Genomic DNA, 16,155 nt, shown 5'->3' on the forward strand with positions numbered 1-16,155 from the left:
CCATCGTACGCGAAACTCGATAGTGCGTCTAACTAATGACCACTGCACGATCTTCGGACGGGGACAGGCACGGGCAGTCGGCGCCGTGCGGGACAATGGAGCAATGTCCACGCCCGTGTCCCTGCCTGTGTCCCCCCTGCGGATCGGCCCGCACACCGTCTCGCCGCCCGTCGTCCTGGCCCCCATGGCCGGGATCACCAACGCGCCCTTCCGCACCCTGTGCAGGGAGTTCAGTGGTGGTAAGGGCCTGTTCGTCAGCGAGATGATCACGACCCGGGCGCTGGTCGAGCGCAACGAGAAGACCATGCAACTGGTCCACTTCGACGCGACCGAGAAGCCGCGCTCGATCCAGTTGTACGGCGTGGACCCGGCGACCGTCGGCAAGGCCGTCCGCATGATCGCGGAGGAGGACCTCGCCGACCACATCGACCTCAACTTCGGCTGTCCTGTGCCGAAGGTCACCCGCAAGGGCGGCGGCTCCGCGCTGCCGTACAAGCGGAACCTGCTGCGGGCGATCCTCAAGGAGGCCGTCAGCGGGGCCGGGGACCTGCCCGTCACCATGAAGATGCGCAAGGGCATCGACGACGACCACATCACCTTCCTCGACGCCGGCCGCATCGCCGTCGAGGAGGGCGTCACCTCCATCGCCCTGCACGGCCGCACCGCCGCCCAGCACTACGGCGGCACCGCCGACTGGGACGCGATCGCCCGGCTGAAGGAGCATGTGCCGGAGATCCCCGTGCTCGGCAACGGCGACATCTGGTCGGCGCAGGACGCGGTGCGGATGGTGCGGGAGACCGGGTGCGACGGGGTCGTGGTCGGGCGCGGCTGCCTTGGGCGGCCGTGGCTGTTCGCCGACCTCGTGGCCGCGTTCGAGGGGCGGGAACGGGCCCGTGCCGGAGGCGCTGATGGATGCAGTCTAAAGCCGTCGTTGCGCGAGGTCGCCGCCATCATGGTGCGGCACGCGACCCTGCTCGGTGAGTGGATCGGGGACGAGGCGCGCGGAGTCATCGACTTCCGCAAGCACGTCGCCTGGTACCTCAAGGGCTTCGCGGTCGGCAGCGAGATGCGCAAGCGCCTCGCCATCACGTCGTCGCTCGCCGAACTCCGCTCCGGCCTGGACGAGTTGGACCTCGACCAGCCCTGGCCGGTGGGCGCGGACGGGCCCCGCGGCCGTACGTCCGGCAACAACAGGGTGGTGTTGCCGGACGGTTGGCTGAAGGACCCGTACGACTGCGCGGGGATCGGCGAGGACGCGGAACTGGACACGTCCGGGGGCTGATACCCGTTCGTCGGTCAGTTCTTCTTCGGGTGGGGCGTCGAGCCGTACGCCGTGAGGAACTTGTCGCGGAACGCGCTCATCTTCCACACCGGGGCGTTGTGCGCGGGGCGCAGGCCGTCGGTCCAGTTCCAACTGTCGATCTTCTCAAGGACCTTGGGGTCCTTGGCGACGATCGAGATCGGGACGTCACGGCTGGCGTGGCTGCCGCTGACCCGGGAGATCGGCTGGTGGTCGCCGAGGAAGACCAGCACGGTGTTGTCGTTGCCGTAGCGCTCCAGCCACTGGGTGAGGGAGTTCACCGAGTACTGGATCGACTTGCCGTACTCCTGGCGGGACTTGGTGGTGTTGGCGATGACGTCGGACGCCTTGTTGCCGGCCTTCTCGATCGAGTCGAAGATCGAACCGTTGCCCAGCTTGTCCCACGGCACGAGCTTCGGGATCGGCGCCCACGGCTGGTGGCTGGAGGTCAGGATGATCATCGACATCAGCGACTTGCCGTCGGTGCGGGGCTTGCTGTGCACCTGGTTCTGGAACTGCTGGAGCGCGTACTGGTCGGGCATCGTCGACCAGCTGAACTTCGGTCCCTGGTAGCCCAGTTGGAAGGCGTTGTAGACCTTGTCGAGGCCGTAGAAGCTCTGCTCGGGCCAGCCCTTCTGCACACCCGGCATCACCCCGACCGTGTCGAAGTCGCCGGTCTTCTTGAAGGCGTCGGTCAGGCTCAGGTGGTCGCTGGCCATCACCGTGCGGTAGCGCTGCTGGTTGCTGACCCACAGGCCCGACATGGTCGTGGAGTGGCCGAGCCAGCTGCTGCCGCCGTACGTAGCCGACGTCAGCCAGCCGCTCTTCGCGGCGAAGCCCGCCTTCGACAGCGCCTTGGTGTCGGCGGCGAGGGTCGAGTCGACGCCGGGCGCCATGATCGGGTCCTCGATCGCGCTACGGCCGTAGCTCTCGATGAAGGTGAAGATCATGTCCTTGCCGCGCAGGTCCGGGACGAGCTGGCTGCCCGGGGTGTTGCCGAAGGCGTCGACCTTGGCCACCTTCTTGAACTCCGCCTCGTCGCGCAGGGTTTCCTGCATCGCCCGCACCTGGTACTTGATGACGCCGGCCGTGTGGTCGGCGGCGAGCGGGATGCCGTGGAACTCCAGGGCGAACGCGGAGCAGGTGATCCAGACCGTGCCGGCGATCAGGGTGCTCCGGGTCGCGTGGGCCTTGTAGGTGACGAGCACGTTGCTCAGCCGGACCATCGCCAGCGCGACGAGGACGATCAGCACGACGATGAGGGCGATCACCGCGACCGTGATGAACTGCGTGGCCGTCCCGCCGAAGGTGTCCTTCAGATATCCGCGGGCGTCCCCGAACAGGCTCCAGTCCAGGATGATGTTGAAGTGCCGGCCCAGGTATTCGTTGAAGCCCATGTCGAACATGTTCAGCACCGCGATGGCGCCGACGAGAGCGCCGAAGCACGCGGCCAGGACGATCCGCGCCCGACGCGGCAGGCTCAGCAGGATCACCGCCGCCATGATCGCCTCCGCGGGTATCCGCGCGAACTCCATGAGCCGCAACTGGCCCAGGGTGTTCGGCATCTCCAGGCAGATGTAGACGAGCACGGCGGCAAGGAAGGTGAGGACCCAGGAGAGCGTGAGAGCGGCTACGGGATGCTTCTCCCGCCAGGCCCGCACACGCCGCCGCAGCCCGAGCCGACTGCTCCAGGAGCGGGGGCTGGGGCGGGTGGGGCGGGGGGTGGTGGAATCGGTGGGGTCAGGGGTGAGGCCTTGGTCGGCGGGGGCCGTTTCGGTGGGCGAGGCTTCGGTTTCGCCGGCTGGGACGCTCGCGGTGGCCTTCTCGGGGGCCTCGGCGTCGAGGTCTTCGGTGTCCTCAGCGCTCCGGGACTCCACGGCATCGGACACGGTTGCGGGCGCGGCCTCTTCCGGAAGTCCGGGGTGCGCGTCTACGGGCCTCTCGTCCGAGGCGCCTTCGGCCGGTTCGGTCTCAGCGGCGGGAGAAGAACCATCCTCGTCCTCGGGGCCGGCAGAAGAGCTGCCGTTGGCCTTGGCGCCGGCAGAGGAACCGTCCTCGGTCTCCGCACCCGCAGAGGTTGCGACCTTGGTCTCGACGCCCGCCGGGGGCTCGGTCCTGCGCTTGGGGCCGGCCGGCAGTCCGGCTTCCGTCTTCGGGCCCGCGTGAGCGTGGGCCTCCGCTCCTGCGGCAAGGTCGGCCTCGGCCTTGCCTCCGGAGGAGCTCGCGGCCTTGGTCCCTCTCTCGACGTTCGCCGAAGGGCCGGCCTGTGGCTCGGCGCCGGTGGCGGAGTCGGCCTCCGTCTCCGCGCCCCCGGAAAGCCCGGTCGAGCCCTCCGCGCCCGCCGAAGTCTCGGCATCGGCCCCGGATGTGCTCTTCGGCTTCGTTGAAGTCCCGGCACCGTCCCCGGATGTGCTCTTCGGCTTCGTTGAAGTCCCGGCACCGTCCCCGGACGTGCTCTCCAGCTTCGCCGAAGCCTCAGCCCCGACAGCGGACTTACTGTCCACCCCGGCCGAAGCCCTCTCACCCACCCCGGACTTACCCTCGCCGCCCGTGGAAACCGCGACCGGCGCAGCCTCCTCCGTGGCTATCGCGCCACCCGGTGTCGGCGTAGCGTCCGTGTCGTTGTCCGGCGGCAGTACCTTGCCATCGGCTGCCCCGGCCGTGTTCGGTGTCTGGCGTGTGCTCGTGTGCTGAGGCAACCCGAAGGTCCTTCCATGCGGAGCCCGTGATCGGAGCGGCGACCCTTACGGGGAGGCAGGGCCGCCGTCATTCCGTACGAGTTGCCTCATGCGCCCGTTCACGGAACTGGGCAAACACCCGGCAAACGCCTTATCACCGTTGTGTCACGCGCCCCCGACCGCCGTGAGCAGCGCCAATGGCGCCGCCGCCGACCGTGACTCACGCACGCACGCGTGCGGGTACGGAACCGGCCCCGGGTGGGTGTCGCGGCCGTAGCCCGCGAGGACCTCCGGGAGGCGGTGGCCGGCCGCCGTCGCCGCGTCGACCAGCGCGTGGGCGACCGTACGGGCCTCGTCGTGCAGGCCGTAGCGGGCCAGGCCCAGGGTGATCAGCGCGTTGTCGTGCGGCCAGACCGAACCCCGGTGGTACGACAGGGGGTGGTAGGCCGCTTGGCCGGAGGCCAGCGTGCGGACGCCCCAGCCGGAGAAGAAGTCCGGTGCGAGGAGTCTGCGGCCGACCAGTTCGCCGTACTCCTTGTCGAGGAGGCCGGACCACAGCAGGTGGCCCGCGTCGGATGCCAGCGCGTCGACTTGGCGGCCCTCGCCGTCCAGGGCCAGCGCCGGGAAGGAGTGGTCCCGCATCCAGAAGTCCCGCTGGAAACGGTCCCGCAGATCGGCCGCCGCCTGTTCCAAGAGGGCCCCGTACGTCTCGTCCTCCCACACCGTCCGCGCGACCCACGCCGTACGGCGGAGCGCGTCGTACGCGTATCCCTGCGCGCCCGCCGCCATGACCGGACCGCTCGCGCGGACCCCGTCGGCCCCGCAGATGGCGCCGGGGGAGTCCTTCCAGTTCTGGTTGGCGAGGCCGCCCTGGTCGGCGCGGTAGACCAGATAGCCCCGCGAGGTCAGGCCGCCGTGGTCCAGCATCCAGCCGATCGCGGCACGGGCGTTGGGCTCCAGGCGGCGGGCCAGGGCCGTATCGCCGGTCTGCTCGACATATGTGCCGAGCAACACCAGGAACAGCGGGGTCGCGTCCACCGAGCCGTAGTAACGCCCGTACGGCACCTGCCCGAAGTGCGCCAACTCACCGTGCCGCACCTCGTGCACGATCTTGCCGGGCTGCGACACCGACTCCGGGCCCACGGCCGTCGCCTGCGTCGCCGCGAGCGCCGGCAGTGTGGCGGCGGCGAGTTGGGGGCGGTAGGGGAGTGCGAAGAGCGACGTCAGCAGCGCGTCCCTGCCCAGGAGGGTCAGGAACCACGGTGCCCCGGCCGCCGGTACCCGCAGCTCCTCGCCGTCCGGGCCCGTCGCCGGGACCTGGAGCGCGGCCAGGTCCGCCAGGCCCCGGGCGCAGGCGGCGGCCAGCTCCGGCCAGCCGGTGGGGAAGGAGACACCCTCGATGTACTCCCCCTCCAGCGCGAGGAGTTGATCGTTCAGCGCGGCCGGGGAGCGGGGTACCCGCCGCGCCCGTTTGTCGCCGTGCGGGCGGGCCATCACGCGCAGGGCCAGTTCGGCGGTGCCGTGCGGTTCGAGGTCCAGGGTCCACACCAGGCGGCGGGCGCCGGTGCCGGTCTCCTCGACGCTGTCGGGAGCGGGCTCGGCCGTGACCGTCGTAAGGGAACGCCATTCGCCGCGCTGGTAGGCGAACTCGACGCCGTCGTCGAGGACTTGGCGGGATCGGGTGGCGCCGATCTTGGTGTAGGTGCGGTGGTCGGAGCGGAGCTCGAACTGGTCCGTGAAGTCGGCGTCCGCGGTGACCGCGAGCCGGACCGTCGTCGGCACCGGGCGGTTGCTGGTCACCCTCAGCGACTCGACGAACGCGCCGTCGCTCACGGCCTGTTCACGGAAGAGCGTGTGCGCGGGCGGCTCCTGCCGGCCACCGCGCGGGACCAGCACACAGCGCGCCATGTCCCCGTCGGACACGGGCGTGAGCGCCTCGGGCACCGCGCCGTCGACCGTCAACTGCCAACGGCTCAGGTGCCGGGCGTCCCGTACGAATAACCCGTCCGGGGAACTGCCGCCCCGTACGCCGCTGATGTCCCCGCCGTCGCCCACGGCCGCGAACGTCCCGCCGTGCACGAGCAGATGGTGTCGGTCCGTCATCCCCGGTCCCCTCCCTTGACGCCCTTGACTCCCTTGGCGGCCTTGGCCTCTGTGCCGTTCACTTCGGTGTCACGCATGTCGAACGTGGCGAGACCCGTGCCGGACACGCCGTGTCCGGGGGGCTCGTGGAGCAGATCGAGGGTCAGTGCTGCGGTCCAGCTGAAGCCGGTCGCGCCGCACGCCTCGCCGTCGTACGGGTCGACGTACTCGGCGAAGTCGGTGGCGTCGGCGGTCTTCAGGAACGCCGTCCGCAGCGCGTCCGCGCGCGACCGCTCGCCGTGCAGCCGCAGGCCGCGCTCCAGCAGCCAGCTGGTGTTGAACCAGGCCGGCCCGCGCCAGTACCGGTGCGGATCGAAGGCCTCGCCCAACAGGTCGTAGCTGGGCGGGAGTTCGGTGCTGTCGCCGAGGCCGAAGTGCGGGCCGGACGCCGTACGGACGAGCGCCGAGGCGATGTCCCGGGGCAGGTCGGGGAGCAGGAGCGGGATGAGGCCGGAGACGCTCCGCTCGGGGATCAGGCCCTCGCCCCGTACGTCCCGGCAGAAGAACATGCCCTCCGCCGGGTCCCACAGCCGCTCGACCAGCACGCCCGTCAACCGCTCCGCGCGCGCGTGCCGGGCCGTGCCCGTCGCGCCCAACTCCCGTGCGATACGGGCGAGTGCGTGCTCGGAGGCGATGAGAAGGGCGTTGAAGGACGGGTCCTCCACCGCGAACTCGCTTGCTCCGTCGGCGTATTCGCCGTCCCGGTAGTCCGTCGCGAGGCGTACGTAACGGCCGTAGTCGAGGTCCGTGGGCCGGTCCTCGGCCGCTCCGTGGTCGAGGTCGGCGCGGCGGAAGGAGCGGGCCGGGGCCGGGGTGATCCGGCTCAACGGGGCGTCCCAGCAAGGGCTGTTGTCCATACCCTGTTCCCAGGGGTGCACGACGGACGCGAGCCCGCCCCCGCCCAGGTCCCGCCGGTGCAGCAGATAGCGGTGCCAGGCCGCCAGCCGGGGATACACACCGGCGAGGAAGCCGCGCGCGCGGGAGAGACCCGGGTCGGCGCGGTGCACCAGCCAGGCGGCGAGCGCGTGCACCGGTGGCTGCACGATGCCCGAGGTCTGTACGGTGCGCGGGGCGCCCGCTGCGCGCCCCGCGGTCGAGGAGCGCCAGAAGTCGGGGCTCGGGAAGTACGCGTCGAGCGGTACGGAGGGGTTGAAGACGATGTGCGGGATCCGGCCGTCGCCCCACTGGGCGGCGAGCAGCGTCTCCAGCTCCGTCTGCGCCCGCAGCGGCGACAGGTGCCGCAGCCCGATCGCGATGAACGCGGAGTCCCAGGACCACTGGTGCGGATACAGGCCGCGGGAGGGGACCGTGGACGCTCCCGTCCAGTTCCCTTCCAGGACGGCGGCCGCCCTGAGGTGCGGCGAACCGGACAAGGATGGCGGATCGTATACGAGGTCGCGCTCCGCGGGCAGGACGGTGAGCTGGGCAGTGCGATCCACTCGGGGCTCCACGAAAGACGTCGTGCCGACCGGTTCGGTCTTGGCTACCGTAGGGTTACGTCTATTTAACACGCAAAACTCAATATGTAATGCAGGGTTGAGAAACACAAGGGGGTGCGCATGACGGGACGAGGTCAGGCGAGCGCCGGAGATCTGCTCGAACTGGTGCGGACCGGGCGCGCCACGACCCGCGGCGCCCTCCAACAGGTGACGGGACTCTCCCGCGCGACCGTCGGTCAGCGCCTGGAGCGGCTCTTCCGCGCGGGCTGGCTGCGCGAGGGCGCGGGCGGCCCGGTGGGCTCCCCGCTGGGCGGCAGACCCTCGATCACCCTCGAATTCGACGACGCCCATGCCGTGGTCCTCGCGGCGGACCTGGACACCCGCCACGCGCGCGCGTGCGTCCTCACCCTCACCGGCGAGATCCTCGCCGAGCACGGCGGCACGCTGGTCATCGAGGACGGCCCGGACGTCGTACTCGGTGAACTCGGCCGCTGGTTCGCCGAGTTGCTGGAGAAGGCCGGCCACCGGCCGTCCGAGGTCTGCGGCATCGGACTCGCGGTCCCCGGGCCCGTCGACAGCGAGACCGGCCGGGTCGTCCAGCCGCCGATCATGCCCGGCTGGGACGGCTACGACATAAGAGGCCGCCTGGCCCGGGCCTTCACGGAACACACCGGCGCCCCCAGAGTGCCGGTCCTCGTCGACAACGACGCCAACCTCATGGCCTACGGCGAACAGCGCACCGGCCACCCCGACTGCTCGGCCTTCGTCCTGGTCAAGGTGTCCACGGGCATCGGCGCCGGGGTCGTCGTCGGCGGCTCCATCTTCCGGGGCATCGACGGGGGAGCGGGGGACATCGGCCACATCCGGGTCCCCGAGGGCGCGGGGGCGCAGTGCCGGTGCGGCTCCTACGGCTGTCTCGCGGCCGTGGCGAGCGGTGGTGCCGTGGCGCGGCGGCTCGCGGAGGCCGGGGTGCGCGCGGCCTCCGGCTCGGACGTACGGGATCTGCTCGCGTCCGGGCACCCGGAGGCGATGGCGCTGGCGCGGGAGGCCGGGCGGAGCGTCGGGGACGTCCTGGCGACCGTGGTGACGCTGCTCAACCCCGGCGTGCTGATGATCGCGGGGGACCTGGCCGGAACGCCCTTCCTCACCGGCGTACGGGAGCTGCTGTACCAGCGGGCGCTGCCGCGCTCCACCGCTCATCTGGAGGTCGTCACCTCGGCGCTCGGTGAGCGGGCCGGTCTGGTGGGGGCCGGGGCGCTGGTCGTGGAGCATCTGTACGCGCCGGAGCGGGTCGAGGAGCGGCTGCTCGCGCTGGGCATGTGACGTCCGCGTTTCCGTTCCGGGACCGGTCCGGCCGGCCGTCCGCATGGTGAAATCCGGCCGGGTGTGGAAGCGTGATTCTCGCCACCTTTGATAAGGGCGGCGCTCAGGTGAGCGGATCTTGCGCGGCTGCACTTCTCCAAGGGGTGGCACTCCGTGCCACCCCTTGATCGTTCATCGATCGAAAACAGGCGAGCCGCAACCCGCTCAGGTGAGCGGCTAATCCCGCCTTTGGGCGGCGTTGCGTTCAAGAAGTGAAAACAAACGGCGGCCATCGCTTGTCAAGCTTTGACTTTGGATCCGCTGGCGGACGACTGGTTACGGACGCATGACATGCAAGTGGACGTACCCAGGCGCCTTCGATCTGGGTATGTTCCTGGCCGTCAGGGCAGCCACCCGCGTCCCGAGGAGTCGAGACCCGTGTCGGAAAACAAAGAACCCCACGTAGTGAAGTTCGTCTACGACTTCACCGAGGGAAACAAGGACCTCAAGGACCTCCTCGGCGGCAAGGGTGCCAACCTCGCCGAGATGACGAACCTGGGCCTTCCCGTCCCTCCGGGTTTCACCATCACCACCGAGGCCTGCAAGACCTACCTCGACAGCGGCGAGGAGCCGGCGGCACTGCGTGACGAGGTGAGCGCACATCTCGACGCCCTCGAAGCGACCATGAGCAAGAAGCTCGGGCAGGCCGACGACCCCCTCCTCGTATCGGTGCGTTCCGGGGCGAAGTTCTCCATGCCCGGCATGATGGACACCGTCCTGAACATCGGCCTCTCGGACAAGTCCGTGCAGGGCCTGGCGAAGCAGGCCGGCGACGAGCGCTTCGCGTGGGACTCCTACCGCCGCCTGATCCAGATGTTCGGCAAGACCGTTCTCGGCGTCGACGGCGACCTCTTCGAGGAGGCCCTCGACAAGGCCAAGGAGACCAAGAAGGTCACGGTCGACACCGAGCTGGACGCGGCCGACCTGAAGAAGCTGGTCACCCGCTTCAAGCGGATCGTCAAGGCCGAGGCCGGCCGCGACTTCCCGCAGGACCCGCGCGAGCAGATGGACCTCGCCATCCACGCGGTCTTCGACTCCTGGAACACCGACCGCGCCAAGCTCTACCGCCGCCAGGAACGCATCCCGCACGACCTCGGCACCGCCGTCAACGTCTGCTCGATGGTCTTCGGCAACCTCGGCCCCGACTCGGGCACCGGCGTCGCCTTCACCCGCGACCCCGCCTCCGGCCACCAGGGCGTCTACGGCGACTACCTCCAGAACGCCCAGGGCGAGGACGTCGTCGCGGGCATCCGCAACACCGTCCCGCTCGCGGAGCTGGAGCAGATCGACAAGACGTCGTACGACCAGCTCATGCGGATCATGGAGACCCTGGAGAACCACTACAAGGATCTCTGCGACATCGAGTTCACCATCGAGCGCGGCCAGTTGTGGATGCTCCAGACCCGCGTCGGCAAGCGCACCGCCGGTGCCGCCTTCCGGATCGCCACCCAGCTCGTCGACCAGGGGCTCATCGACGAGGCGGAGGCCCTCCAGCGCGTCACCGGCGCCCAGTTGGCGCAGTTGATGTTCCCGCGCTTCGACGACGAGGCCAAGGTCCAGCAGGTCGGCCGGGGCATCGCGGCCTCGCCGGGCGCGGCCGTCGGCAAGGCGGTCTTCGACTCGTACACGGCCGTGAAGTGGTCGCGTTCCGGCGAGAAGGTCATCCTCGTCCGCCGCGAGACCAACCCCGACGACCTCGACGGCATGATCGCGGCCGAGGGCATCCTCACCTCACGCGGCGGCAAGACCTCCCACGCGGCCGTCGTCGCGCGCGGCATGGGCAAGACCTGTGTCTGTGGCGCGGAGGAGCTTGAGGTCGACACCAAGCGGCGCCGGATGACGGTCCCCGGCGGGCACGTCGTCGAGGAGGGCGACGTCATCTCCATCGACGGGTCCAGCGGCAAGGTGTACCTGGGCGAGGTCCCGGTCGTGCCGTCCCCCGTCGTGGAGTACTTCGAGGGCCGGATGCACGCGGGCGCCGACGACGCCGACGAACTGGTCGAGGCCGTGCACCGGATCATCGGGTTCGCCGACCGGATGCGCCGCCTGCGGGTGCGCGCCAACGCCGACAACGCCGAGGACGCGCTGCGCGCCCGCCGTTTCGGCGCCCAGGGCATCGGCCTGTGCCGTACGGAGCACATGTTCCTCGGCGACCGCCGCGAACTGGTGGAACGGCTGATCCTGGCCGACACGGAGGCCGAGCGCGAGGAGTCCCTGAAGGGGCTGCTGCCGCTCCAGAAGGCGGACTTCGTCGAGCTGTTCAAGGCGATGGACGGACTCCCGGTCACCGTCCGCCTGTTGGACCCGCCGCTGCACGAATTCCTCCCGGACATCACGGAGTTGTCGGTCCGCGTCGCCCTCGCGGAGTCCCGCCAGGAGTCCCACGAGAACGACCTGCGCCTCCTCCAGGCGGTGCACCGCCTGCACGAGCAGAACCCGATGCTGGGCCTGCGAGGCGTACGCCTCGGCCTGGTCATCCCCGGCCTGTTCACCATGCAGGTACGGGCGATCGCCGAGGCGGCGGCCGAACGCAAGGCGGCCAAGGGCGACCCGCGCGCCGAGATCATGATCCCGCTCGTCGGCACGGTCCAGGAGCTGGAGATCGTCCGCGAGGAGGCCGACCAGGTCGTCGCCGAGGTGGAGGCCGCGACCGGCACCCAGCTCAAGCTGTCCATCGGCACGATGATCGAACTCCCGCGAGCGGCCCTCACGGCGGGCCAGATCGCCGAGGCGGCCGAGTTCTTCTCCTTCGGCACGAACGACCTCACCCAGACGGTGTGGGGCTTCAGCCGCGACGACGTAGAGGCCTCCTTCTTCACCGCCTACCTGGAGAAGGGCATCTTCGGCGTCAGCCCGTTCGAGACGATCGACCGCGACGGCGTCGGCTCCCTGGTCCAACTCGCGGCGAAGGCCGGCCGCGAGACCCGCCCCGACCTCAAGCTCGGCGTCTGCGGCGAACACGGCGGCGACCCCGAGTCGGTCCACTTCTTCCACGAGGTGGGACTGGACTACGTCTCCTGCTCGCCGTTCCGCATCCCGGTGGCGCGGCTGGAAGCGGGCCGGGCTGCCTGCGCGGCACAGGGCAGCGACCACCGCTGACCGACCCCGGAACCGCCGCCGGTCATCCTGACCCTCACCGACCCGGCGACGGTTCCGGCACACCAGAAGGGGCGGCACCCTGTGCGGGGGTGCCGCCCCTTCGGCATCGCGGAGTTGGCCGACAGCCCGGGATACCGCCAACTCAAGGCGACGGCAGGGTGAAGAGCTGGGCCATGTCGGCGAGGGTGCACAACTCCCCGCACATCCCCCTGGTCTGACGCAGGTGAAGTGATCACCCAATTCGCCCGATTCATCGAACATGGGGAAACCACACCATGCACAGACGCACCATCGCCGTCGCCACCACAGCCGCCGCCTTCAGCACCGTCCTGGCCGTGGCCGCGCTCGCCGCGCCGACCGCCGGGGCCGCCCAGGACGACTCGGCCACGAAGTTCGTGAACATCGACGTCAACCACAACTTCGACTACACCGTCGGCGTCGCGGCCACGCAGAAGCGGGTGTTCTCGGTCTCCGCGACGGTCAGCGACCCGTCCGGCGTCAAGAGCGTGTCGTACGAGCTGTGGCACGGAGAGAGCCGGGCGAAGGCCGACGGGCTCATGGTCGGGAACAGCCAGTGCGTGAAGATCAACGAGATGACCTCCGTCTGCGAGGCCCTCCTGACCGCCGACCCGAGCGTCAACCTCCGCAGCAACGCCCTCGCCGGTGTCTGGACCATCACCCCCGTGGCCGTCGACGGCGCCGGCAACACCACCCGCGGGGAGGGTGCCTACCTCGCGCGCATCAAGCGCCAGACGTACATGTCCCAGACCGTCGCCACCCCGCAGCAGGTGAAGAAGGGCGCGAACCTCACGGTCAAGGCCCAGATGAACGTCGCCGGCTGGGAGCAGCGCAAGAACGTGCCCCTCATCGGGCACCAGGTGCTGCTCCAGTACCGCAAGGGCACGACCGGCCCCTTCGTCACGCTGAAGAAGCTCAAGACCGACCGCAACGGCTGGGCCACCGCCACCGTGAAGGCGACGGCGGACGGCGCGTACCGCTACGACTTCGCAGGCACGAGCCTCACCACGGCCACGACCGGCTGGGCCGACTACATCGATGTGAAGTGACCCGGGAGCGCTCTGGGAGTGCCCTCTGAGGGGCGGCGGCCCCCGAGTCCCCTCTACGGGCCGCCGCCCCTCCCCGCTCCTCCACCGCCGTCACTCGCAGGCGACGCCGTCTCCGTCGCGGTCGAGGTGGGAGTCGTAGCCCGGATCGCCCGTGTACAGGGGCGTGACGCCGGCGGCGCGGGCGGCGGTGCAGTTCGTGTAATACACGTTGCTGTCGTCGGAACCGCTGCCGGAGCCGCTGCCCGCGGCGGCCTGGGCGGTGACGGTTCTGGTGACCTTGACGGTCTTCGTCACCGTCTTCGTCGTGGTGACCGTGGGCGCGGGCGACGGGGCGGTGGTCTCCGTCGCGGTCGCGGTGACGGTCGTCGTCGGCTGCGGCTTGGCGGCGGCGGGCTTCGCGTCGGCCGTCGTGTCCGTCTTGGTGTCCTGACCGGAAGCGCCTATACCGACGCCGATGAAGAGGGCCAGCCCGAGCGCGGGGAGCACATACCGTTTCCGGGCCCATCGGGGCGCGGGCCGGACGGGCTGGGGCAGCGGTGGTGGCATGTACGGGTTGGTCATATGTTCCCCCCAAGGTGTGTCATGCGGACACGTGTAGACGACGACCGTAGGGCCGGGCCGTGGCATGTGAAGGAAAGGTGACTGTTCCGTGATGAATTCATCGGGTTGGGGCGTGCGGGACATCCCCGACCAGAGCGGTCGCGTCGCCGTCGTCACCGGAGCCAACAGCGGACTCGGCTACGTCACCGCGCGCGAGCTGGCGCGCAAGGGCGCCCGGGTCGTGCTCGCCTGCCGCAGCGAGGTGCGCGGAAGCGAGGCCGCCGACCGGATCGTGGCCGAAGTGCCGGGCGCCGAGGCCGAGTTCGGACGGCTGGACCTCGGAGACCTCGCCTCCGTACGGGAGTTCGCGGCCGGTTTCCCGTACGAGCGGCTCGATCTGCTGGTGAACAACGCCGGCGTCATGGCGATGCCGTACGGCACGACGGCGGACGGCTTCGAAACGCACTTCGGTATCAACCACCTGGGCCACTTCGCCCTCACCGGCCTCCTCCTGCCGGCGCTCCTCGACGCCCCCGACGCCCGCATCGTCACCCTCTCCAGCTTCATGCACCTCCTCTCCAACATCGACATCGACGACCTCAACAGCGAGCGCCGATACAACCGTTGGACCGCCTACTCCCGCTCCAAGACCGCCAACCTCCTCTTCACCCACGAGTTGTCGCGACGGCTCACGGCGGCCGGTTCGGGCGCGGTCGCGGCGGCGGCCCATCCCGGGTACGCGGCCACCAACCTCCAGGCGGCGGGGCCTCGGGCGGAGGGCCGCAGGTCCGCCGAGCGCATGGCGGAACTCGGCAACCGGGTCTTCGCCCAGTCGGCGGAGGCCGGCGCGCTCCCCTCCCTCTACGCGGCGACCGCCCCCGACGTACGCCCCGACTCCTTCCACGGCCCACGCCTCGCGATGTGGCGCGGGGCGCCGGCACGTTCCTGGCGGGCGCCGTGGACCCTCAACGATGCGATGGGGCAACGGCTTTGGGGGGCTTCAGAGGAATTGACGGGAGTCGTGTACGGCCAACTCAAGGTGTGAGAAACGGAGTTCACGCAGTGGCCCCGCTGTCCACCACCAGATCCGTCCCCACCACCGACCCCGCCTCGTCCGAAGCCAAGTACAGGACGGCGGCGGCGACTTCGGCCGTGGCTGAGATGCGGCCGAGCGGAAGCGTGGCCCGCACCCGCTCGGCCCGGTCGGCCTCCGTCTCGCCGGGGCGCAGGGACATGGGGGTGTCGGTGGCGCCGGGGCTGACCACGTTGATACGGATGCCCTCGCGGATGTGGTCCACGGCGGCGCCCTTGCTGAGGACGGCGACGGCGGCCTTGGAGGCGGCGTAGGCGGCGGCGCCGGGGCTGCTCGTGTGCACGCCGAAGGTGGAGGCCACGTTGACGATCGCGCCGCCGGACGGCTGGGCGCGCATCTGCGCGATCTCGGCACGCAGGGCCAGGAAGACGCCGGTCACGTTGATGTCGAGCTGGGTGCGCCAGTCGTCCTCGGTGAGGTCGGCGAAGGGGACCCCGCCCCGGAAGACCCCCGCGTTGTTGACGGCCACGTCGAGCGAGCCGTACCGGTCCACGGCGGCGCGCACCAGGGCGTCCGCGTCGGCCGCCTTCGAGACGTCGGCGCTCACGGCCAGGGCCTTGCCGCCCCCGGTCTCGATCAGGGCGACGGTCTCGTCGAGCGGTTCCCGCCGCCGTCCGGCGGCGACGACGTTCGCCCCCTCGGCGGCGAACGCGAGGGCGATGGCCCGCCCGATGCCGGAGCCGGCGCCGGTGACGAGGGCGGTCCTGCCGGAGAAGCGGGCACGGTTGCTCATGAGTGGGCTTCTTTCTTGACCGATCGGTTCAGTATGAGTCCATGAAAAAACGCACCCGAAGCGGGTGCGATGGTGTCGTCAGTCCAGCAACGCCAGCACCTGCTCCGCCGCGTCCCGTACCCGCGCCGGATCCCCGGACGCCCTGCCGACCACCCGCAGCCCCTGCATCAGCACCAGCAGCATGCGGGCGAGGGTGAGCGGATCGCGGTCGGCGGACAGCTCGCCCTGCGCCTGGGCCCGGATCAGCGCCGAGCGCAGCACGGCCTCCAGCTGGTCCCAGCTGCGCTCGACCAGCCGGGTCGCGGCCGGGTCGTGCGGGGCGAGTTCGGCCGCCGTGTTGGTCACCAGGCAGCCCAGCAGTCGGAGTTGATCGTTCGCCGCCTCGGTCGCGTACCGCCGTACGACCGCTCGTACGGGTGGCAGCGCGGGGCCCGGCTGGGACAGCTCGCGCACCATCGGGGTGAGCCCCGCCCGGTCGTAGCGCTCCAGGGCCTTCAGGTACAGCTCGCGCTTGTTGCCGAAGGTCGCGTAGATGCTGGCGCGCCCGATGCCGAGGTGGTCGACCAGGTCGGACATCGACGTCGCCTCGTAGCCGCGCCGCCAGAACAGCTCCAGGGCTGCCTGCAGTGCGGCGTCCGGGTCGAACTCCTTGGTTCTGGCCATGGGTCGCAGTCTAGGTTTATCCGGAACGATCGGTCAAGT

At 70.3% G+C, this 16,155-nt stretch carries 11 protein-coding genes; 5 read left to right on the top strand and 6 right to left on the bottom strand.

Annotated elements, in window-relative coordinates:
- Nucleotides 1-103 precede the first annotated feature (103 nt).
- Nucleotides 104-1,282, top strand: coding sequence for a tRNA dihydrouridine synthase DusB (dusB, locus tag AB0M63_RS21245; protein ID WP_366020451.1), 1,179 nt, complete (start codon nt 104-106; stop codon nt 1,280-1,282).
- 14 nt (nt 1,283-1,296) lie between these two features.
- On the opposite strand, the gene AB0M63_RS21250 is transcribed toward dusB, so the two are convergent.
- The 3 genes from AB0M63_RS21250 to AB0M63_RS21260 form a co-directional block, all read right to left on the bottom strand.
- Nucleotides 1,297-2,865 (bottom strand): sulfatase-like hydrolase/transferase, encoded by a 1,569-nt coding sequence (locus tag AB0M63_RS21250; protein ID WP_366020698.1) that lies wholly within the window; start codon nt 2,863-2,865, stop codon nt 1,297-1,299.
- Nucleotides 2,866-4,143: 1,278 nt separating this feature from the next.
- A complete protein-coding gene (locus AB0M63_RS21255; RefSeq protein ID WP_366020452.1) occupies nt 4,144-6,081 on the bottom strand; it encodes a glycogen debranching N-terminal domain-containing protein in 1,938 nt (645 codons plus the stop codon).
- Entirely contained in the window at nt 6,078-7,559 is a 1,482-nt protein-coding gene (locus tag AB0M63_RS21260) for a hypothetical protein (RefSeq protein ID WP_355914101.1), read from the bottom strand. Before AB0M63_RS21260 ends, AB0M63_RS21255 begins: the two co-directional genes overlap by 4 nt.
- A 120-nt stretch (nt 7,560-7,679) precedes the next feature.
- Here AB0M63_RS21260 and AB0M63_RS21265 point away from each other — a divergent pair, with 120 nt between their 5' ends.
- The 3 genes from AB0M63_RS21265 to AB0M63_RS21275 all read left to right on the top strand — a co-directional run bounded on the left by AB0M63_RS21265 (nt 7,680) and on the right by AB0M63_RS21275 (nt 13,087).
- Nucleotides 7,680-8,882: an ROK family protein gene (locus AB0M63_RS21265; RefSeq protein ID WP_366020453.1), complete on the top strand. Its 1,203-nt coding sequence runs from the start codon at nt 7,680-7,682 to the stop codon at nt 8,880-8,882.
- A gap of 417 nt (nt 8,883-9,299) precedes the next feature.
- Nucleotides 9,300-12,020 (top strand): pyruvate, phosphate dikinase, encoded by a 2,721-nt coding sequence (gene ppdK / locus AB0M63_RS21270; protein ID WP_366020454.1) that lies wholly within the window; start codon nt 9,300-9,302, stop codon nt 12,018-12,020.
- A 275-nt stretch (nt 12,021-12,295) separates the two neighbouring features.
- Complete coding sequence (locus AB0M63_RS21275; protein WP_366020455.1) at nt 12,296-13,087, top strand: hypothetical protein; 792 nt, start codon at nt 12,296-12,298, stop codon at nt 13,085-13,087.
- Between the two features lie 90 nt (nt 13,088-13,177).
- Here AB0M63_RS21275 and AB0M63_RS21280 read toward each other — a convergent pair whose 3' ends face one another.
- Nucleotides 13,178-13,648, bottom strand: a complete 471-nt coding sequence (locus AB0M63_RS21280; protein WP_366020456.1) for an excalibur calcium-binding domain-containing protein — start codon at nt 13,646-13,648, stop codon at nt 13,178-13,180.
- A 91-nt stretch (nt 13,649-13,739) separates the two neighbouring features.
- Here AB0M63_RS21280 and AB0M63_RS21285 point away from each other — a divergent pair, with 91 nt between their 5' ends.
- The gene (locus AB0M63_RS21285) at nt 13,740-14,672 is read left to right on the top strand and encodes an oxidoreductase (RefSeq protein WP_366020699.1); all 933 of its coding nucleotides are present in this window, start codon (nt 13,740-13,742) and stop codon (nt 14,670-14,672) included.
- A gap of 10 nt (nt 14,673-14,682) precedes the next feature.
- On the opposite strand, the gene AB0M63_RS21290 is transcribed toward AB0M63_RS21285, so the two are convergent.
- Together AB0M63_RS21290 and AB0M63_RS21295 are read right to left on the bottom strand one after the other, a co-directional pair.
- Nucleotides 14,683-15,453, bottom strand: coding sequence for a glucose 1-dehydrogenase (locus AB0M63_RS21290; protein WP_366020457.1), 771 nt, complete (start codon nt 15,451-15,453; stop codon nt 14,683-14,685).
- A gap of 78 nt (nt 15,454-15,531) precedes the next feature.
- Nucleotides 15,532-16,116, bottom strand: coding sequence for a TetR/AcrR family transcriptional regulator (locus AB0M63_RS21295; RefSeq protein ID WP_366020458.1), 585 nt, complete (start codon nt 16,114-16,116; stop codon nt 15,532-15,534).
- Nucleotides 16,117-16,155 lie beyond the last annotated feature (39 nt).

The sequence above is a fragment of the Streptomyces sp. NPDC051576 genome (assembly GCF_040681835.1).
Lineage (GTDB): Bacteria > Actinomycetota > Actinomycetes > Streptomycetales > Streptomycetaceae > Streptomyces.

Bases quoted from the DNA above. Each gene is read 5' to 3' on its own strand.
- AB0M63_RS21280 (WP_366020456.1), bottom strand. From the start codon at position 13,648: ATGACCAACCCGTACATGCCACCACCGCTGCCCCAGCCCGTCCGGCCC.
- AB0M63_RS21275 (WP_366020455.1), top strand. From the start codon at position 12,296: ATGCACAGACGCACCATCGCCGTCGCCACCACAGCCGCCGCCTTCAGC.
- AB0M63_RS21255 (WP_366020452.1), bottom strand. From the start codon at position 6,081: ATGACGGACCGACACCATCTGCTCGTGCACGGCGGGACGTTCGCGGCC.
- AB0M63_RS21250 (WP_366020698.1), bottom strand. From the start codon at position 2,865: ATGCCGAACACCCTGGGCCAGTTGCGGCTCATGGAGTTCGCGCGGATA.
- AB0M63_RS21265 (WP_366020453.1), top strand. From the start codon at position 7,680: ATGACGGGACGAGGTCAGGCGAGCGCCGGAGATCTGCTCGAACTGGTG.
- AB0M63_RS21290 (WP_366020457.1), bottom strand. From the start codon at position 15,453: ATGAGCAACCGTGCCCGCTTCTCCGGCAGGACCGCCCTCGTCACCGGC.
- AB0M63_RS21295 (WP_366020458.1), bottom strand. From the start codon at position 16,116: ATGGCCAGAACCAAGGAGTTCGACCCGGACGCCGCACTGCAGGCAGCC.
- AB0M63_RS21285 (WP_366020699.1), top strand. From the start codon at position 13,740: ATGAATTCATCGGGTTGGGGCGTGCGGGACATCCCCGACCAGAGCGGT.
- dusB (WP_366020451.1), top strand. From the start codon at position 104: ATGTCCACGCCCGTGTCCCTGCCTGTGTCCCCCCTGCGGATCGGCCCG.